This window comes from Butyricimonas sp. BSD2780061689_150309_C8 (genome assembly GCF_015560935.1).
In the GTDB taxonomy this organism is placed as follows: Bacteria; Bacteroidota; Bacteroidia; order Bacteroidales; family Marinifilaceae; genus Butyricimonas; species Butyricimonas paravirosa.
The window spans coordinates 379833-397772 of sequence record NZ_JADMSV010000002.1; the positions used below are offsets into that span (position 1 = coordinate 379833).

Here is a 17940-nt window from a genome sequence, read left to right on the forward strand (position 1 = left end):
AACCTCTTTTAAAAATTTACAGTCAAACCAAAAGTCCATTTCCGCGCCAAAGGATACGTACGGCCATCATCAAACCCTGTCCCGATATTCGTCACCTCGGGATCAAGTCCCGAATAATTTGACAACAGGAACAAATCCTCCCCCGTCACGAAAACTCGGATGCCATCCAACCACAACTTCTTCATGATCCGTTTCGGAAGATTATACCCTATCGTTAATTGTTTCAACCTGCAATAATGCACGTTTTCTAGGGCAGCCGTCGTTTGTCCGGTGATATTGATCAACGTGGAATTACCATATAAACCAAGTGTCTGGTACTTACTCCCGTCACCGGCAGACTGCCAGAAATCGGACAACGACACATTCGAAAAAACAGGATAAACCCCCAACCTTCCCTGAAGAGTACTATACTTGAACGAATTCACCATCTTACGCCCAAGCGTGTAAGTCAACAAAACATTCACGTCAAAATTCTTCCACCTGATCTCGTTGACCAATCCTCCGTAAGCCTGTGGCAACGTGGTCCCGGCATAAACCAAATCATCATCCGTGAGTTGTCCGTCACCATTAATATCCGCAATCCTACGCATTCCCTTCGTGAAAAAATACTCTTCGTCTCCCTCCGGTGACAACATTTGCTTTTTACCGGACTGGTCGAACACGTACGGGACATCGGCATCACTCTCGATCATTCCCAAATCCTTGAAAAGATAGATCCCGCTCAACGGTTTACCAATCACCTTCTCTTGAAAATCCCTCCCCGAGTAACTCTTTCGGAAACGATTCCAATTCCGAGATACATTGAACCGTGTACGCCATTTCACTTCCGTGTCCCTCAGTATATCGATTTTTGCATCCAACTCCAACCCCTCGTTTGAAATTGCCATGGTATTTCGCCACTGTACCCCATTAAACCCGTACATGTCTCCGGGCAACACCTCTTTATTTATCAAAGCACGCGTGTACTTGTAATAATAATCTATGGTTAGGTTCAGACGGTAATTAAAAAAATCCATATCCAACCCGAAATCATATTGGTCCGACTCTTCCCATTTCAGCTTCCGGTTTATCACCCCCTCGGGTTGCATCCCCTGTACCCCGTCAAAGATCGTTCCCGGGGACATTAGCCCTTGTGCCAAATACGGGACCGCAAACTGGCTACCGGAACGTCCCCAGCTTGCCCGCACTTTTCCGTAATTCAACCACCATGCCCACTTCATGAAACGCTCGGTTGAAAAGGCCCACCCGGCCGCCACGGACGGAAAGGTAGCCCAACGTACATCTGCACCGAACAGCGAAGACCCGTCCCGCCTCACCGTGACTTCCAACAAATACTTCTTGTCATAATTGTAAGCCAATCGACCGAAATAACTCACCATGGCCGTTTCCGAAAAACTGGAACTATAATCTTTCATCGCACGATAGTCATCGACTTTCGGATCGTAAACCAAATCCGGGAACCCACTCCCGACATACTCAATCCGGTCACTCGGCCCGCGTAACCCGTGACCGCCATTACTCCAACTTTTACTACCATCATACGCCAACCCGAACAACAAGTCAAAATTATGCATCTCGTCAAGCGAGAACCCGTAACTCAACAAATTCTCGTTGGACAACAACATATCCCGGGCAATCTCACCCGATGATTTACTTTCATTATAACCACTCGCATCCAAATAACTGGGAGTAAATTGATTCTGGTTCGCCTGCGTGTAATCCAACGCCAAGGAAGTCGTGATCGACAATCCTTTTAAAATCTCGTACCCCAATTGCAAGTTAGCTCTTAAACGATAAGAAGTGTTATTTTCAACCTGTCCGTTCAGCATCTGCAACATTTTCTTCTCTACCGCTCCACCCTTCAAAAGTAACGAAGAGGTATAATTAGGATCGACCGTGAATCCCTCGTATTTAAAGGCATCTCCCGATGTCGCCCCCCGACTTCTGTCCGTGTATGCCAAATAGAAACGACTATCCACGGTCAACTTCTTCACGGGATTGAAAGAAAGATTCGTCAACAAATTCACGCGTGAAAAGTCACTTCCCGGCATAATCCCCGTTTCCTTGTAATATCCAGCCCCAACCATATACGTCATCCTCTCCGTACCGCCACTCGCTTGGATATTGGCATTCAGAATCTTTCCCGTGCGAAAAATATACTTGTACCAATTCGTGGAATTATTGAAAAAAGGATTCAAAGAATCTTGAATTATATTTTTAGCTTCCAACCCCAAGCCACGATCCCAAAATGCATCATATATCGCCTCGTTATTAGCAGCCTCCTCGTATGAAGTCGGGTATTTGTAATATCCCTTCCCCTTCACCTCGTAGGCTCCTTTTTGTGCCCGCATGACGGCTATGTGATAAAGGCGTTCTGCCCGCCCACCCAACTGTGTCGGGGCCTCCGGCAACACGGACGCCGAATAGGACAGGTTCACGGAAAACTTTCCCTCACCTGCACGTCCTTTTTTCGTGGTAATCAAAATCACCCCGTTTGCGGCACGTGAACCGTAAATGGCTGCCGAGGCGGCATCCTTCAACACTTCCACCGACTCAATCGTCGAGGGATCAATTTCCGCTATCGTGTTCGTTCCCGTCACCGGGGAAGTAAACGAATGAACGGGTACCCCGTCTATCACGTATAACGGAGAACCATCACCACCGCCCGCTTCATCCAACCACAAGGAATTATACCCGCGTACCGCCACGTTCGTACCCCCGCCACCGGGAGAACCCGACTGGATATTCACCCCGACTCCCGACATACGTCCTTGTAGCAAAGTTTCCAAACTCGCCGCCGGAATCTCTTTTATATCATCCGCCTTGATCGACGACACGGAAGTTATCAACTCCCGTTTCTTTCTCGCCCCGTAAGCAATAACGGTCACTTGATCCAAGTCGGAAACCTCTTCTTCCAATTTCACGATCATATCTTTATCGGGAGTAATGGCTACTTTCTTTGCCTTAAAACCGATAAACGAGAAAACCAAATTCCCCTTGGGCTTGTCAACCACAAGTGTAAAAGCCCCGTCAACAGCCGTAGCGGTCCCTATCGAAGTGCTATCCAAACGTACCGTCACGCCAATCATAGGTTCTCCTTTCACGTCCACCACCACACCTTTTAATACATATTTTTTAACCGTACTATCGGCTTGTTTAGGCCTGATAACCACCATAATTCCATCTACCCTGTAAGTAAATGGCATATCCTTCAATACTATATCTAATATTTCCAGTACTTTTTTATTCTTCACATCCAAACTCACCTTTTTCCCCTTCACGTCATCGTAATTGAACATGAATTTGTACACATCTGCCTTCTCCAACTCTTTGAACACGGAAGATAACTCTTGATTCACGAACTTAAAAGAAACTTTATTCTCCTGCGAGAAACCGGAAAAACCCAGTAATATAAAAAACACCCACAATACCATCCCACGCCACCTTTGTCCCGGTCTTAAACAAAACAATTTTCGCTTTCTTTTCATGATTTTATCTGTTTTAGTATTTCAAATATGACATACAATATCCTGTTTGAGAAAATATTTTTCTCAAAACCCCTATATTTCAAAACATTAATTTTCTATCTACAAACTACTATACAATTACCCTGATCCTCTATCTTCAATTTTTTCATCTCATTCAAATGCTCCAGAACTTTCCGGAATGCATCTTTCCGATCCGCCCAAAACTGAAAACGTAACTCTTTCAATTCTAAATCTTCATAAATTACCGTGAAATTATACCAGCGTCCCAATTCTGTCAAAATATCCTCCAACCGCTCGTTATCATAGTAAAAATACCCTTCTTTCCAAGAAATAAACTTCATCACATCCACTTTCGACACCCTCACTTTCCCCTGACTATACAAGGCGTTTTCGTTCGGTTTCAGTAATATCTCCCTTGAATCTTCCGGAACTTTCACGGCCACCCGCCCGTTCACCAAAGTAACATTCACCTTGTCTGTCAGGTAAGCCTGCACGTTAAACTCCGTTCCCAGAACACGGGTTTGCAAACCCCGTGTTTTCACGATAAACGGACGCTTTTCATCCCGAACCACTTGAAAATAAGCCTCCCCGGACAATTCCACCACCCGCCTCTCATCCTCGAAAGTAACCGGATAACGAAACTCCGTTTCCGAATTTAACCACACTTTCGTCCCGTCATCCAGAATCACGAAATATTCCCCGCCACGAGGCACTTTCAACGTGTGTAACTCTTCCGATTTCCCCATTAATTGCTGCGGTGTATAAACCAGTCCTCCCAAAGAATCCGTGGACAACACTTTAAATGTTTGTGGCAAACGTTGCATCAACAAAGCCTCATTCTCCCGGTTCAGACGAATCTCCTCCCCATCATTTAAAACAAGTGTCACCCCTTCACTCTCGACATGATCCTCTTCCACCGGCACCATCACTAAAGCCTCCTGCATCACAGGAGACGGGCGGCTCCACAACCAACCCACCGAAATAAGTATCCCGATACAAGCCGTTGCCATCGCGATCCGGTAAACCCGTAACATTCTTTTTCGGAAAAGTTTCCGACTCAACTTTTCCCACTCCAAATTCACATCCGGCCGTAGCCCGTCAACAGTTCTCAGACTCCCCTCCCGTACCCGGCGCAACTCTTCCAGCAGCCGGCAATGCCCTTCATCCCGCAACCATAGCCTCATTTCCTCATTATCAATCAGCTCCGGATGATTTAGTACCCGAACGGCAAAGTCAATATCTACATAGTTATACTTTCGTCCCATTTTATCTTGTTCATATATCCATACACGTAGACACTGGCAAAATGGGTAATGCCGAAAACCACTTTTTTTATCTTTTTTCAGCTCTTTTTTTCATGCACAAGAAAAATAGAATAAAATCCTCTCCGGAAAACTGTTCTCTTAACAATCGTAACGCTTTCATTACATGAGCTTTCACCGTATTCACCGTGATCCCGAATTCAACCCCGACCTCCTGGTATTTTTTCCCTTCCAAAAAACACATTTTAAACACATTTCTAGTCTGGACAGGTAATTCTTCCACGGCATGATGTATGCGTTCTATCAACAATTCGTACTCCTGCAGTTCCCTCTCATCAAACGCCTCCGGTTGCTCCTTCATGTACGCCACGAAACGTTCCGTCGTCTTCTGATGCCTCAACTCGTCCAAACAAGCATTACGAACGAGCCGATATACAAAAGGAACCAGAGAACTGGAAAATTCCAACCGATCCCGTCCCGCCCACACGGCCTCAAACGCATTACTCACCACATCTCTAGCAAGTTCGCTATCATTCAGAAAACTAAGGGCATAATAATACAACCGGGTATAATTTTCCCGGAACAATTGTTCGAAATAACGTTTTTTATCCAATATAGTAAACATATGCCCCACGTTAAACGTTGGCAAATATAGGGCAAAAAATAAAAATATGAAACTATACCAAAATAATAACATTCAAATATTTCATTCCCGTATCCTGTCAATCCGACATCCGAAACCGCCAACTCGTCTCTTCGTGTCACTGACAGGCCGTTTGGCACACCCTTTGTTAATCCAGCCCGTGAATAGGACCAGCTATTTTTTAATAACCGATCTCTACTCATTTAATCACTTAAATATTTAACACTTAAATTATAGGAGATTTTATCATGGGTGCAGCCGGAAACAAAAAACCGAAGAAAAGCAAGAACAAAAAAGATGTTCCGTCTTATTTAGTCGAAGAAACGATACACGAAACACCTCTAAAAAACAAAAAGCACAAATAAAATATGCTTACGGGAAAACAGAAGAGGGGATCTTGGGATTTTCCCTCTTCTTTGCTATAATCACGTCCTAAGTTTCGCGATAGCTCTATCAAAAAAATTATCACTCGCCCGTGACCTTTCGTGTCACAATTATGCGTATATTTGTCATATATTCAAATAAAATACTTATCTGCCATGGCACGAGAAAATTATGTACGATTCGACTGGGCAACCAAACGATTGTTAAGACAAAAATCAAACTTCGTGATTCTCGAGGGATTCCTCTCCACGTTACTGGGAGAACGTATCAAAATTGATCGTATGCTGGAAAGCGAGGGCAACCAGCAACATGCTGAAGATAAATTCAACAGGGTCGACATGCTGGCTGAAAACAGTAAAGGTGAACTCGTTATTATCGAAGTACAGAACAACCGGGAGCTGGACTATTTTCATCGTATGTTGTATGGAGTATCAAAGGCTATTACCGAATACATCACGAAAGGAGAACCCTACTCGCAAGTTAAAAAAGTATACTCCATAAACATCGTGTACTTTGACCTAGGACAAGGGGAAGACTACGTATATCACGGGAACACTTCTTTTGAAGGAATTCATAAACATGATACACTTAAACTATCTTTACGACAACGAGAACAGTTCATCAGAGAGAATGCCGGAGATCTTTTTCCTGAATACTACGTGCTACGTGTCAACGAATTTGATAAACTGGCTAAAACTCCCCTTGACGAATGGATAGCTTTCTTGAAAACAGGTGAAATTGCCGACAACACAAAGACTAGCGGATTATCCGAAGCCCGAGAATTACTACGTCTTGACAATCTTAGTCCCAAAGAACGTGCCAGCTATGAAGCACATTTGAGCGCCCTACAATATCAACGCAGCGTGATCCAATCCGGCTGGATTGAAGGAAAAGCAGAAGGGAAGGCAGAAGGATGGGCGGAAGGAAAAGCAGAAGGAAAAGCGGAAGGGAAGGTTGAAGGATTGGCTGAAGGAGAAAAAAAGAAGGCTTTGACGATAGCGAAACAAGCAAAAGAAATGGGTATGTCCATCGAAAATATTCTTTTACTAACAGGATTAAAAAAAGAAGAACTCCCATTTTAAACCAGAAATTTCACCCTCATTTCAAAGAACAACAACCAAAAAACACGAATAACCAGCATATTAAAATCCCCGGACAAATAGATTCCGAGGATTTTCTACTTGATACGCCAAAGCTCCCACGATCTAAAACATTTAATCCCCTATTCTATAAAATATATGATATTTTACATGAATTTTTATCGTATTTTTAATATCCCAACTCCCATTTAACTCCCATTCATTTCCTATTCAACGCTATTTATAATAAAAAATAAGTTATTATTTTATTGTTTTTATAAATATAATGTATTATCTTTACATCGATTTATATACATATATAAATTACAATAAAGATTGAATCACCTTGTGAACCGGGTTTGGTCACGTTTATAAACCGAACTTGAAAAATAAAAAAGTATGGCATCATTGAAAGACTCTCTACTGGACGGTATGTCGGGAAAGCTGGATAAATACATCATTTACCGGGTGGGAAACGAAACGTTTATCCGGAAAAGGCCCAAAAAGGTAAGCAATCCTAAAAGCGAGAAACAACAGATGCAACGGGCAAAACTTCCGGGAGCGCAAACCATGTATAAAGCTCTGGAAGGTAACCTGTTAAAAGAAATCTGCAATCTAGCAGCCCGGTATAACGAGAAACGTTCAGGGTATCACTGGTTCCTAGGTAAAAACATGAACCTGTTCGGGGCGAACAATTACATCGACTATTCCCGTCTGGAGTTTTCGGACGGTAGCCAACAATTGCCTTTCGGAACCACGATGAAACAGACCCAACCCAATGCCGTGGAACTGCATTGGACGGACAACTCCAGCTCGATCACTGCACAATCCACCGATCGGTTAATGGTAGCCGTAATATTTGACAACGAACCTTATACCCCAGTATTACTGGAAGATACGAATACCCTACGAAAAGATGGTTACGCACGAGTTACTCTACCAGAAGGCGAATGGCAAACTGCACATCTATACTGTTTCTTCGGACGGGATGATTTGAAAAACTTCTCTCCCGGAATTCATTTTCAAGTGACGAAATCTTAACACGAAAGTATTATGGCAATTTTTGAATCTACTATATTCGAGAACCTATCGGGAACCGTGGGTAACGTGACCAGCTACAAGCTGAAAGACAAACAAGTGGCAAGAGCGAAAATTTTCTCCCGGAAAGACGCGAAGACTCTTCAACAATTAAAGCAAAGAACTCGCATGAAAACCATATCGCTCTTCAAACACCATCTGACCCCGATCTTACCCTCCGGATTCTGCACCTCTTCAAGAAAGGAGGCATCTAACCGTTTTTTGGCTCTAAACATGGGGAAAGTTGAAGTCGATGACGAGTTAAACGTAACGATTGACCCGCTACAACTAGCCATTTCCGACGGTCCCTTGGCTTTACCGGCAATCGAGGCAGAAATTGACCATGCCGGGCACCGGATCATCTTCCGGTGGAAAAAACAGCCGTTAATGCCTTATATGTATAAAAACGATTGTTTACACGGGGCCATCTATGAAACCCAGATGGGGCGGAGCCGGAAAGTGATATTGGGAACCAGAGCCGAGGCCGGAGAAACAACCTGGGAGCTGCCTAAAGATTGGGATTCCCATCATCTGGTAATTTATGGTTTCGCAACCACCGCAGACGGTCAAAAGTCCTCTCCTACCTTGGGTGTATTGAATAGTGAAGAGTAGTAACGATATAACCTTCCTGTAAGACCCACTTTATAAAATTAATCTTTTTTAAAGACATAAGGATAACCCTGCCCGATTTCGTGACGTATACGCCATAGAATTTGAATATTCTATTAGTCATTCTTTCAAGGACTAGCAGAAGATGGTGAGGGGATATGTCAATTCGTAAACTAAACTAATCAGAATAAAATAAAAAAGAGACGCTATGAAAAAAATTATTTTTTTATTGGCAATGACTACATTCCTGTTCAGTGACTTTGCAATGCAAGCACAAACAAAAAAAGAACTACGGGCTAAAAGAAAAGCTCACAGGGAATGCATGAGGATGCACAACAGAATGGTTCGCGAGCAACAAAACATGATCGCCTACCAAGATGCGGTTAAAGCACTTAAAAGTAACAGTTGGGTATTACAGGCCAACACATTGTTTAACAATTTCGGGGCAGCTATTCCCGTAACGAACAATTTGAACTTCGTGGCCATGGACAACAATCAGGTTTCATTGCAATTGGCATTCAACGGATTTAATCCCGGACCGAACGGTTTAGGTGGAATCACGCTCACCGGCTGGCCTTCCAGCATTAACGAAAGAGTTGACAAAAACGGAAATATCACTTACACGTTCAACGTGATGGGCGCCGCTTTATTCGCTCAAGTTACCGTTCGCCTCGGCTACGGGAGTAATTACTCGACAGTAACCGTAAGCTCAAACACAAATGGAAGAGAGTTGACTTTCTCCGGGAATTTAGTTCCTTACAGCCAGTCCAACATTTTCCAGAGTGGATTCAGTTTTTAAGTAAGCAATTAAAAAAACTCTCGTTTAATATTCAATTACTCAGTCACACTGATGTGAAAAAAGGTTCCCTTGGGAACCCTTTTTCTTTAGAAAAAATACAAACTTTATGAACATGCAGGGCAAAAGCCCGTTTTTTATTTTAATCGAGTCAGCACATTTCGTATCTTATCGCCTGAAGAAGGACGATCCGCCTTGTACTGCATCAAAGTCCCGTCTTTACTATAAAGCAGGAAATGAGGTATTCCTTTGATGTTCATCATCGTGGCGAATTGATCTCCGGTCACGATATATTGATGACCATGCATCTTTAATTGTTTCATCTTGTTCTTCCACGCCTCTTTATTCGTATCAAGCGAGATACTGATAAATTCTACCGCAGGATTCTTCAATTGTTTTTCCAACTTCTGCAAATAGGGAACTTCCTGACAACACGGGGCACACCACGAGGCCCACAGGTCGATATAAAGATATTTTCCTCGAAAATCCGTTAGCCTGTGAATTTTACCATCCACGTCTTCCAACGTCACGTCGGGCAAAGCGGCTCCTTCCATGGAATATTTTTTGGATTCGAAGTCTTTTACCAATTTTTGCCCTTCATCCCCTAAATCGGCTGTCATATTTTTCAAACGCAGCAAGCCTTCTTCAAAACCATTTTTGTAATTATAGTTTGTCACGAAATTTTGCACAATCAGCCGACTTACAGAGGCCACTATAGACGGAACGGTAAAACGTTCTTTCAATAGTTGAAGTTGTTCCTCCGGAGTCTCCCGTTCCCTTTTCAGGTAATTGAATACGAAAGTATTTGTGTTATAAAAAAACAAGGCGATCGGATTATCCAAGATTTCGTAAACTGGGGGTAAAAATTCATCCATTCCATCGGGTAACGTTTCTCCGTTACGGGAATACATATAAGTCACGCCATCCAAAGCCTGCATAAAAGATAAATATGCCTGTATCCGTAGATAGTTTTCCACCATATTCGCAGGGCGAAATTCTTCCATCACGTCATTTACACGAGTATAAATTTCACTCATGCTATTTTTCAATTCATTCGCCACGGGTGGATTTTCCCATATAGACCGACTTTTATCCAGGTAAAAACAATTATAAGTTATCAATGCCGCATTGTTCCGGTCCTTCTTATCAACCTCGATTTTCGCCCGTCTACTCTTAAATCGAATATCAAGCTTTACTTTTCCGCCCGGTTCAATATACAACGCCTGTTCAAACGGCCACTTGTTTTGCTCGGTTCCCACAACTCCCATCAAGGTTACCATCCGAGGAGCATCACCATCCAGTTGAAGCGAAAAAAGTCCTGTTTGGCTATCAACCAACAAAGAATCCCTCTTATCCCCATCAACAATAAACAATTGAAACCCCGAGTATTCACCTCGATCCACCGATCCGGTGATCTCAGTGGGTCCTTTTTGCTTGCAACCGATAGCTGCAAGCAAAAGGAGGATACTGATTATATGTTTCATTTTACTTTATACATTATTTTGACTGGCTTGTAGGCTACGTTTTTATAAGAATCGATCAACTGACCCGTTCTCGTATCGTAGATATAGATATACCCGTTCTCTCCGGATTCATTCGAGCGGTAAGCCCCCACGTATATCTGGGATTCATCCGGACTGATCGCCATCGTCGTGATCTCTGCATTCGAGATATCGTCAATCACTGTCCACGATTCTGTCGGGAATGAAGTGGACGAATAGTACCAGCGATAAATCTTGTTACCCTGTGCATAGAACAAACACTGGTAAGAAGAACTGGCAACTTTCGGGTCTTCTTTCTTGAGTACCGGATTAGCAATCACTCGTTGTACATCACGATAATCAACACCAATTTTTTGATAATTCTCGTTAAGCTTATAAATCGTATTACTCAAAGAAGTTTTCCATATCTCTCCATTCAATTCGGTCAACACGGTAAAAGATGATTTTTTTTCGTTTTCAAAAATAGCGATCACCTCATGTGCCCCGTTCCAGATCGGTCCGAATTCTTGACAATAATTAGCCGTATAGCCATTGTAATAACAAATCGTATGCTGATTCACATCCCACAGATAATAATAGGGTTGATATCCCCCGAAGTAACTGTGTTGAACAGAGGAATAAGTCGAGGTCAACGTGGTATGGGTAAGGATCAAACCTTCCATACTGGCCAGATTATAAACCTTGCCATTCTCAGATATGGCAACTGCCGTACGAGCCGTGTTATCCGGTAACATCATAGCCACTGGAAGGAAATCCGAAAACTCGGGAGCCTTCACGATATTCTCCAATTCAAACGTTTTGGCATTGATCACGTAAACGGAAGGATCATTTTTATAACTGATAAACAACTGAGATAATCTTTTTGCCATGTCCGTGGGAGATTTCGGGAATACTTCTCCGGGATTATTCATTGTCAAACAATGCGTTTCAAAGTTTCCCATGGTTCCGTCTGCCATCTGACGCATGAAAGAGAGCATTCCCGTCCCATCGCCGCTTTCACTTAACACCGTAATTCCTTCTTCATAAGGAGAATTTATATGCAACTTGAACTCATAGAACGCACTACTATGCTCGTTACTCACTTTCACCCGCATCGGGAAGGTTCCCAAATCCTGACAGTCCACGTACAGGACGGACGAATCCGAATAAAACTTGTAATCCATGTCCCACTGGAACGTCAACGGAAGGTCTTTTTCCTTCTGGGTCACATAAGGAGTGATGTCAATCACCAGAGTTTGATTTTTGTCCCTGTTATACTCTTTCTGTAAACTATTGGTATCAATGGCGATCTCGGAGATCCGAACCGTGTCAACAGCCGTGTCATCATCAAAACAACCGATTGCTAATAAGCCTATTAGCCATATATATAGATATTTCCACTTCATAATAATCTGTTTTTACTACATGAATAATTCATTTCATCAATACGGTTTCGGAATATCATTTTTCCCGCTTTGCAATAATTCCGGGTTCGCGGCAAAGAAGTCATACATCGGGGTCAATATGTACTTGGTCGCGGCGTAATTATACTCGTCCATCCACCCGTATTGTACATTTTCCAGATTCGGCCCGTACATATCCACCATTCCTTTGTAAGTAGCCGGAACGGTCTCTTCCATTGCCCGGAAATATTCCATGAATTTAACCCATTTCACGGGATCCCATACCCCCAATTTATAATCCGGCCACGTGACCTTACCAGACCAATCTTTCCATTGCGGAGGTTCCACGACATTATTGAAAGAAGCGATAGACACGGTTCCGACCTCTGTCTCCGGTTCAAAATCATCCGTTGCCAGTAAACGGAAAGCCACCTGCCAATACCCGTCACTTCCCAAATGTTCACGCAATACCGTTACCGGTAACACACCATTCACGGAATCCGGTTCGATAATCAATTCGGCTGGCAAGGTATAATGTACACCTGCCTCTGCCGTGGTCTTGGCTGCCACGACTTCCACCTTGAAAGAACGCACTTCTTTAACCGGAGCCCCCATGATTTTCATGGGGAGTTTCATCTCGTAGGAAGTAACTTCCAGTTTCGTCACCCCGAAAGAATACACCACGCTGTCTTCCGTGAAGTAAATTCCCGTACGGGAAGAATCGAACAACTTGTAATCCTGTTCATTGCAGGAGATCAATCCCATGCCGAATATCACGAACAGGCAACCGGTGAATATATATGTTATGTTTCTCATATGTTTTCTATTTACCATTTCATCTTCTAAATTCGAACTCTTGTGACGGGATGTCCACCACGTAGATTTTCTTGTCGGCAGTTACGGTCTGTCCCTCGACATTAAGAATATTCAGGTTCAATCGTTTCATGTGGTAGAAGGATTGTCCTTCCCCGACAAATTCTTTATAACGATCATCCGTGATCTTGTCGATAGTCAGAGTTTCGGCCGGAAGTCTCTCGTCCAAAGCAACTAATCCCCGACTTTCCAACAACTCGTTAAAATAATCAAGAGCTTGATCGTAATTACCCAACCTCAAGGCACTCTCGGCCGCGATATAATACATTTCGGGTAAGCGTATCATGTTGATTCCGCGGATCTCACCTGCCGGACGGTTATATTCCGTGTTATTCAGCACGTAAGTATCTGTCAGTTTATCCAGTTTCCAGTATTTTCCCGTGTTGTTATACGTGTACCATGCACCCCAGCGGTAATCATTCCCGGCCCCGTCAATCTGGTATAATTGTTGAATATTATAACGCATTTCAAAAGAATACGCAGACTGGGAGTTGTGCAATATCTTAATCACCGGTTCGGCAAAATTCTTTGAATAAATTCCGAATACCGTTTCCTTGGATGACAATTTTCCCGCCAGATCTCCGGCAATATCCGTGTAATCCAACAGGGAAAGACCGGGAGCTTGTATCACTTGCTGCGCGTAATACAAGGCACTATCGAGTGTTCCTTCCGTCAAGTAAACCCTTGCCAGAGTCGCTTGCACGGCCTGCAAGTTAAAATGGATATTCTGGTCTTTCAGGAAATTAGCGTTCGAAGAGACTGACGCATACAGTTCCTCGTCATCCAATAATTGCTCTGCCGACCTCAAATCAGAAATAATCCGCTTGTACACGTCTTTAGATTTCAGAATGTCCGGGGCAAACAAGGAGAACCGGGTTGAATAAGGAATCCCGTCAGCACTTTCGTTCTCCGTGATTTGCTCGCTGAAAATACGCAACAGGTCAAAATGCATGAAGGCACGCAGCCCCAAAGCCTCTCCTTTATAGATATTGTAAAATTGCATATCCGAAGGGGAGAATTTGTCCAGATGTTCCAACACGTTATTCGCATAGGCGATATTGGAATACATATCACACCAGATATTATAAAAAAGATCTTCCGCTTTCGTATTCTTATAGTCATATTTTATAAGTGGTTCAACCTCTTCGTTATTTGTAGAGGTATAATATTGAGCCATCAAATCCAAGGCGGAATAACTCAGATTCTGCCCGTACAAGTTAGTTGCCCCCATCTTGGCATAGACCCCGTAAAGGGCATTCTCAAATCCCTTCGCATCTTTCAGTAAATCACCTTCCAGTACCTCACCTTTAGGTTGCACGTCCAAAAAACTGTCACAGGAACTTCCCCCAAGGAGTAAGGCTAAAAGTACCATTATATTTTTAAATCCTATCTTCATAATCTTTCCTTTTAAAATGTTGTACTAAGCGTGAATTCAAACCCGTTACTATATAGATAAGTGGTTCCCCGTTCTATTTTCACGTTTGACCAACGCACGATGTCCGTCAAGTTCACTCCGACACGTAAATTTCGTACCCCAATCTTGGAACAAATGTTCGGTCTGAATTCGTAACCGAAATTCACGGTTCCCAGCGTGAACACATTTTCTTTTTCCACGAAACGGTCTGTATGTTTCGGGTTCGACCCCCATCCTTCAGAATCTGCGATGTCCTTGTAGAAAGCAATATCGCCCGGATTTTTCCAACGACTGCTGAAAACTCGTTTATCTGCATTCTTTTTCGGGTCCGCACCCTCCACTTTCGTGGCACGAGTCGTGTTATACAAGTAAGCACCACATTCATACCGACCTAACAGATACAAGCTGAATCCCTTGTAAAACAAATTAGTTGAAACGGTTCCCCGGAATCTCGGTTCAGTATCCCCGATCACGAATTTATCATCCGCGGAGTACTCGAAGGTTCTCTCCCCGTTCAATTTAATAAATACTTCCTGTCCTGTCGCCGGATCAATTCCCGCTGATTTAACCACTTTCAATGCCGAGGTAGATTCACCTTCCTCATATTGTGCCAGCGGGGTCTTCGAATCTACCTTGTTAGCATCTTCATTCGCTTTCTTCAAGGCGCTGTTTATTTTCAAGATCCGGTTCCGGTTCATACTTCCGGTAGCCGCAACCTGCCAGTAAAAATCATTTCTCTGCACGAGCATACCATCCACCTGGAATTCCAGTCCCTTGTTTTCCATCTCCCCGATATTTTCTTTGGCAGAAGTCGTTCCGGTAGACGGCGCACGAGAGGCATCCAATACCAAGTCGGTTGTCTTTTTCAAGTAAACATCAAACGTGAAATTCAATCGACGATTAAAAAGACTGATGTCTGTTCCCACGTTATAGGAAAGTTCCCGTTCCCAACCTAAATCTTTATTACCGATTCCCTGCGGGATAGCTCCGATACCGTTCAAATATTCCAGATCACCGGAATATTGATACATGGTCATTGCTTGGAAAGGAGAGAAATTCACCTTACCCGTGTATCCCAAGCTACCCCGGATTTTCAGAATATCAATCTTACTTGAACTAATGAAACTTTCGTTATGTATGTTCCATCCTAACCCGGCAGACCAGAAACTACCGTAACGGTTGTTTGCCCCAAATTTCGACGATCCGGTCACACGGTATACCACGTCAGCATAATAACGATTGTTATACATATAGTTTCCATTCACGAAAAATCCCAATTCCGTACTGACGGCCTGTGTTCCCGTCGGTTTTTGATCAGAATAACCAGCAGCCTGCCCCATGAAATTCAACGCGTCATCATAAAAGCCCACTCCTGTCATGGTGGAGGACTCGCTGGTTTCCTTCCGGATTTCCACACCCGCATTCACACTATACAAACTGTTATTATCGGTCATCAGGTTAAATGCCCCTGTCAAGGTTCCGGCGTATGACACGCCACTACCATTTTTCTGGGTCAAAGAACCTTTTTTAGAAAGTTCTGTCTCGTCTTTAAAATCTTGAGAATCGGGAGATTTAAACACCTCGTTATTAGAATCTGTTACCGTGATATTAAAGTTTCCCGACAAACGGAACATTTTGTTGATTTCCCAACGAAAATCCGTGGTATTCGAGATGGATTTATCCTTTGAAATATCATAATTACCCAAGCTCGCCTCATACAAAGGATTGTCCAAGTTCCAAGAAAGATTTTTATTATATTCCCCGTACTGGTCATAAATCCGGTCATAAGGATTCATTTCCACGTATTTAGAAAAAGCACCGTAAGGTGATTGCTTGTAATTCACCTCGCTATAAGTGGTACGATTCGCCATCGTCAACTTGTTCTGCACGTGATATTCCAATTTGAACCCCAAGTTATAACGACGACGGTAGTCCTCTTTCATAACTCCCTGCACGTTATTGAAACGTCCGGACAGTTCATAACGAATATTGGAGGCTCCACCATACAAACGCAAAGAATGATCGTGAGAAAAAGCCGTTCTGGCAGGTTGTGACAACCAATCTGTGTCTACTCCTCGCTGCACTTCTTGATAACGCTCGTTATATAATTTATCTAACGCATATTGCTCTCCTTCATTCGTGATATTTCCCCAAGCATCTTTTTTTACTTCCGACGTGTACAAGCCTGCTAAACGCTCGTATTCCAATTTCTGAGCCGCATTCAGCATATCATAATCTTTCAAATAAGGGAATTGCACGTTACCCGTAAAATTATAGGCTACTCGCATACTGCCTTCCGTCAGTTTCTTTCTTTCCACCACGATAACTCCACTGGCAGCACGAGAACCGTAAAGAGCCGTTGCCGATGCATCTTTTAACACCGTGATATTTTCGATCTCGTTAATATCCAAATCGTACAATTCCTGCATACTGATTTCAACTCCATCCAGCACGATCGTCGGTTGATTCACTTGAGTCGTCCCATCAGAGAAAGAACTCATTCCGCGTAATAATAATTCCGGAACGTGATTCGGGTTAGACCCTAACTCACTTCTTTCTACCAGATTCAAACCGGGCGTTAAGGCTGCCAGAGCGGCAACCACGTTCGTACCGGAGATGGTTTTCAACTGCTCGGCAGTCACGCTCTTCACGGCTCCCGTGTAACTGGACTTTGATTTCGTGAAATAACCGGTCACAACAACCTCATCCACCTCACTCACTTCTTCTTCCATACGTATGGTCATTTCCTTATCCAATTCTACCGGAACAATGGCCGTTTTATACCCTACAAAAGTAAACGTCAAGTCACGTATATCTGCAGGAACCACGATCTCGAACTTACCGCTCCCGTCGGAAGCCGCTCCCGTCACCAGAATTTCTCCCCGTTTGGCCACAACGGTTACTCCCGGAAGAGGTTCCCCGTGAGCATCCACGATGACACCTTTTATTTTATTCGTTTTTACCACACTGTCCCGCACGGCAACCGGACGGGCCGGACGGATTATCACGTAATTCTGTTCCAAGTCGAAATCCATGTTCGTACCTTCCAACACCTTACGAAATAATTCATTCAAAGTATATTTACGAACATCAAGAGTTATTTTACGATTCACATCTAATTCGTTATTACTGAACATGATCAACAAACCGGTCTGTGATTCGACTTGTTCAAATACAGTTTCCAAGGTCTGGTGCTGTTTTTCGATCTTCACGCTTTGTGCCACACCCGTTGCTGATAGCTGAAACACAAAACCGATCATAAGTAGTAATGTTAATCTCATGATACATAAACTTTTTTTACATGGTATTTTCCCGTAGCGATACCAAGTGTTTCTCTTTTTTTTCATACTTTTGTATTTGAAATTAGTACTCTCATGCTCTTGAAAAAAAGCATGAATCTTATTTAAACAAAGCGGGGAGTATGGCCGTAC

Annotated in this window: 12 protein-coding genes; 4 read left to right on the top strand and 8 right to left on the bottom strand. The window is 43.2% G+C overall.

The features are described 5' to 3' along the window. Nucleotides 1–8: 8 nt before the first annotated feature. The 3 genes from I2I33_RS04205 to I2I33_RS04215 all read right to left on the bottom strand — a co-directional run bounded on the left by I2I33_RS04205 (nt 9) and on the right by I2I33_RS04215 (nt 5375). Entirely contained in the window at nt 9–3488 is a 3480-nt protein-coding gene (locus tag I2I33_RS04205; protein WP_087419848.1) for a SusC/RagA family TonB-linked outer membrane protein, read from the bottom strand. Between the two features lie 95 nt (nt 3489–3583). Beyond that, nucleotides 3584–4753, bottom strand: a complete 1170-nt coding sequence (locus tag I2I33_RS04210; RefSeq protein ID WP_087419847.1) for a FecR family protein — start codon at nt 4751–4753, stop codon at nt 3584–3586. A gap of 67 nt (nt 4754–4820) precedes the next feature. Continuing rightward, on the bottom strand, nt 4821–5375 hold the full coding sequence (locus tag I2I33_RS04215) for an RNA polymerase sigma-70 factor (protein ID WP_162613708.1): 555 nt from the start codon (nt 5373–5375) through the stop codon (nt 4821–4823). Nucleotides 5376–5932: 557 nt separating this feature from the next. Here I2I33_RS04215 and I2I33_RS04220 point away from each other — a divergent pair. The 4 genes from I2I33_RS04220 to I2I33_RS04235 all read left to right on the top strand — a co-directional run bounded on the left by I2I33_RS04220 (nt 5933) and on the right by I2I33_RS04235 (nt 9341). Beyond that, complete coding sequence (locus tag I2I33_RS04220) at nt 5933–6859, top strand: Rpn family recombination-promoting nuclease/putative transposase (protein ID WP_087419844.1); 927 nt, start codon at nt 5933–5935, stop codon at nt 6857–6859. Between the two features lie 396 nt (nt 6860–7255). Next, nucleotides 7256–7897, top strand: a complete 642-nt coding sequence (locus tag I2I33_RS04225) for a DUF6266 family protein (protein ID WP_087419843.1) — start codon at nt 7256–7258, stop codon at nt 7895–7897. A gap of 12 nt (nt 7898–7909) precedes the next feature. Further along, nucleotides 7910–8545 (top strand): hypothetical protein, encoded by a 636-nt coding sequence (locus tag I2I33_RS04230; protein WP_087419842.1) that lies wholly within the window; start codon nt 7910–7912, stop codon nt 8543–8545. Between the two features lie 205 nt (nt 8546–8750). Further along, entirely contained in the window at nt 8751–9341 is a 591-nt protein-coding gene (locus I2I33_RS04235) for a DUF4251 domain-containing protein (RefSeq protein ID WP_087419841.1), read from the top strand. Nucleotides 9342–9475: 134 nt separating this feature from the next. On the opposite strand, the gene I2I33_RS04240 is transcribed toward I2I33_RS04235, so the two are convergent. Genes I2I33_RS04240 through I2I33_RS04260 form a run of 5 tightly spaced genes read right to left on the bottom strand, consistent with a single transcriptional unit; the run spans nt 9476 to nt 17856 of the window. After that, entirely contained in the window at nt 9476–10822 is a 1347-nt protein-coding gene (locus I2I33_RS04240; protein WP_087419840.1) for a TlpA family protein disulfide reductase, read from the bottom strand. Next, on the bottom strand, nt 10819–12225 hold the full coding sequence (locus I2I33_RS04245; protein WP_087419839.1) for a hypothetical protein: 1407 nt from the start codon (nt 12223–12225) through the stop codon (nt 10819–10821). The genes I2I33_RS04240 and I2I33_RS04245 overlap by 4 nt, the downstream gene beginning before the upstream one ends. A 36-nt stretch (nt 12226–12261) precedes the next feature. Then, entirely contained in the window at nt 12262–13038 is a 777-nt protein-coding gene (locus I2I33_RS04250) for a DUF4843 domain-containing protein (protein WP_162613707.1), read from the bottom strand. Between the two features lie 19 nt (nt 13039–13057). After that, complete coding sequence (locus I2I33_RS04255) at nt 13058–14491, bottom strand: RagB/SusD family nutrient uptake outer membrane protein (RefSeq protein ID WP_087419837.1); 1434 nt, start codon at nt 14489–14491, stop codon at nt 13058–13060. An 11-nt stretch (nt 14492–14502) separates the two neighbouring features. Next, on the bottom strand, nt 14503–17856 hold the full coding sequence (locus tag I2I33_RS04260) for a SusC/RagA family TonB-linked outer membrane protein (protein WP_087419836.1): 3354 nt from the start codon (nt 17854–17856) through the stop codon (nt 14503–14505). Between the last annotated feature and the right edge of the window lie 84 nt (nt 17857–17940).

Bases quoted from the DNA above. Each gene is read 5' to 3' on its own strand.
- I2I33_RS04225 (WP_087419843.1), top strand. From the start codon at position 7,256: ATGGCATCATTGAAAGACTCTCTACTGGACGGTATGTCGGGAAAGCTG.
- I2I33_RS04230 (WP_087419842.1), top strand. From the start codon at position 7,910: ATGGCAATTTTTGAATCTACTATATTCGAGAACCTATCGGGAACCGTG.
- I2I33_RS04255 (WP_087419837.1), bottom strand. From the start codon at position 14,491: ATGAAGATAGGATTTAAAAATATAATGGTACTTTTAGCCTTACTCCTT.
- I2I33_RS04245 (WP_087419839.1), bottom strand. From the start codon at position 12,225: ATGAAGTGGAAATATCTATATATATGGCTAATAGGCTTATTAGCAATC.
- I2I33_RS04205 (WP_087419848.1), bottom strand. From the start codon at position 3,488: ATGAAAAGAAAGCGAAAATTGTTTTGTTTAAGACCGGGACAAAGGTGG.
- I2I33_RS04240 (WP_087419840.1), bottom strand. From the start codon at position 10,822: ATGAAACATATAATCAGTATCCTCCTTTTGCTTGCAGCTATCGGTTGC.
- I2I33_RS04210 (WP_087419847.1), bottom strand. From the start codon at position 4,753: ATGGGACGAAAGTATAACTATGTAGATATTGACTTTGCCGTTCGGGTA.
- I2I33_RS04215 (WP_162613708.1), bottom strand. From the start codon at position 5,375: ATGTTTACTATATTGGATAAAAAACGTTATTTCGAACAATTGTTCCGG.
- I2I33_RS04220 (WP_087419844.1), top strand. From the start codon at position 5,933: ATGGCACGAGAAAATTATGTACGATTCGACTGGGCAACCAAACGATTG.
- I2I33_RS04250 (WP_162613707.1), bottom strand. From the start codon at position 13,038: ATGAGAAACATAACATATATATTCACCGGTTGCCTGTTCGTGATATTC.
- I2I33_RS04235 (WP_087419841.1), top strand. From the start codon at position 8,751: ATGAAAAAAATTATTTTTTTATTGGCAATGACTACATTCCTGTTCAGT.
- I2I33_RS04260 (WP_087419836.1), bottom strand. From the start codon at position 17,856: ATGAAAAAAAAGAGAAACACTTGGTATCGCTACGGGAAAATACCATGT.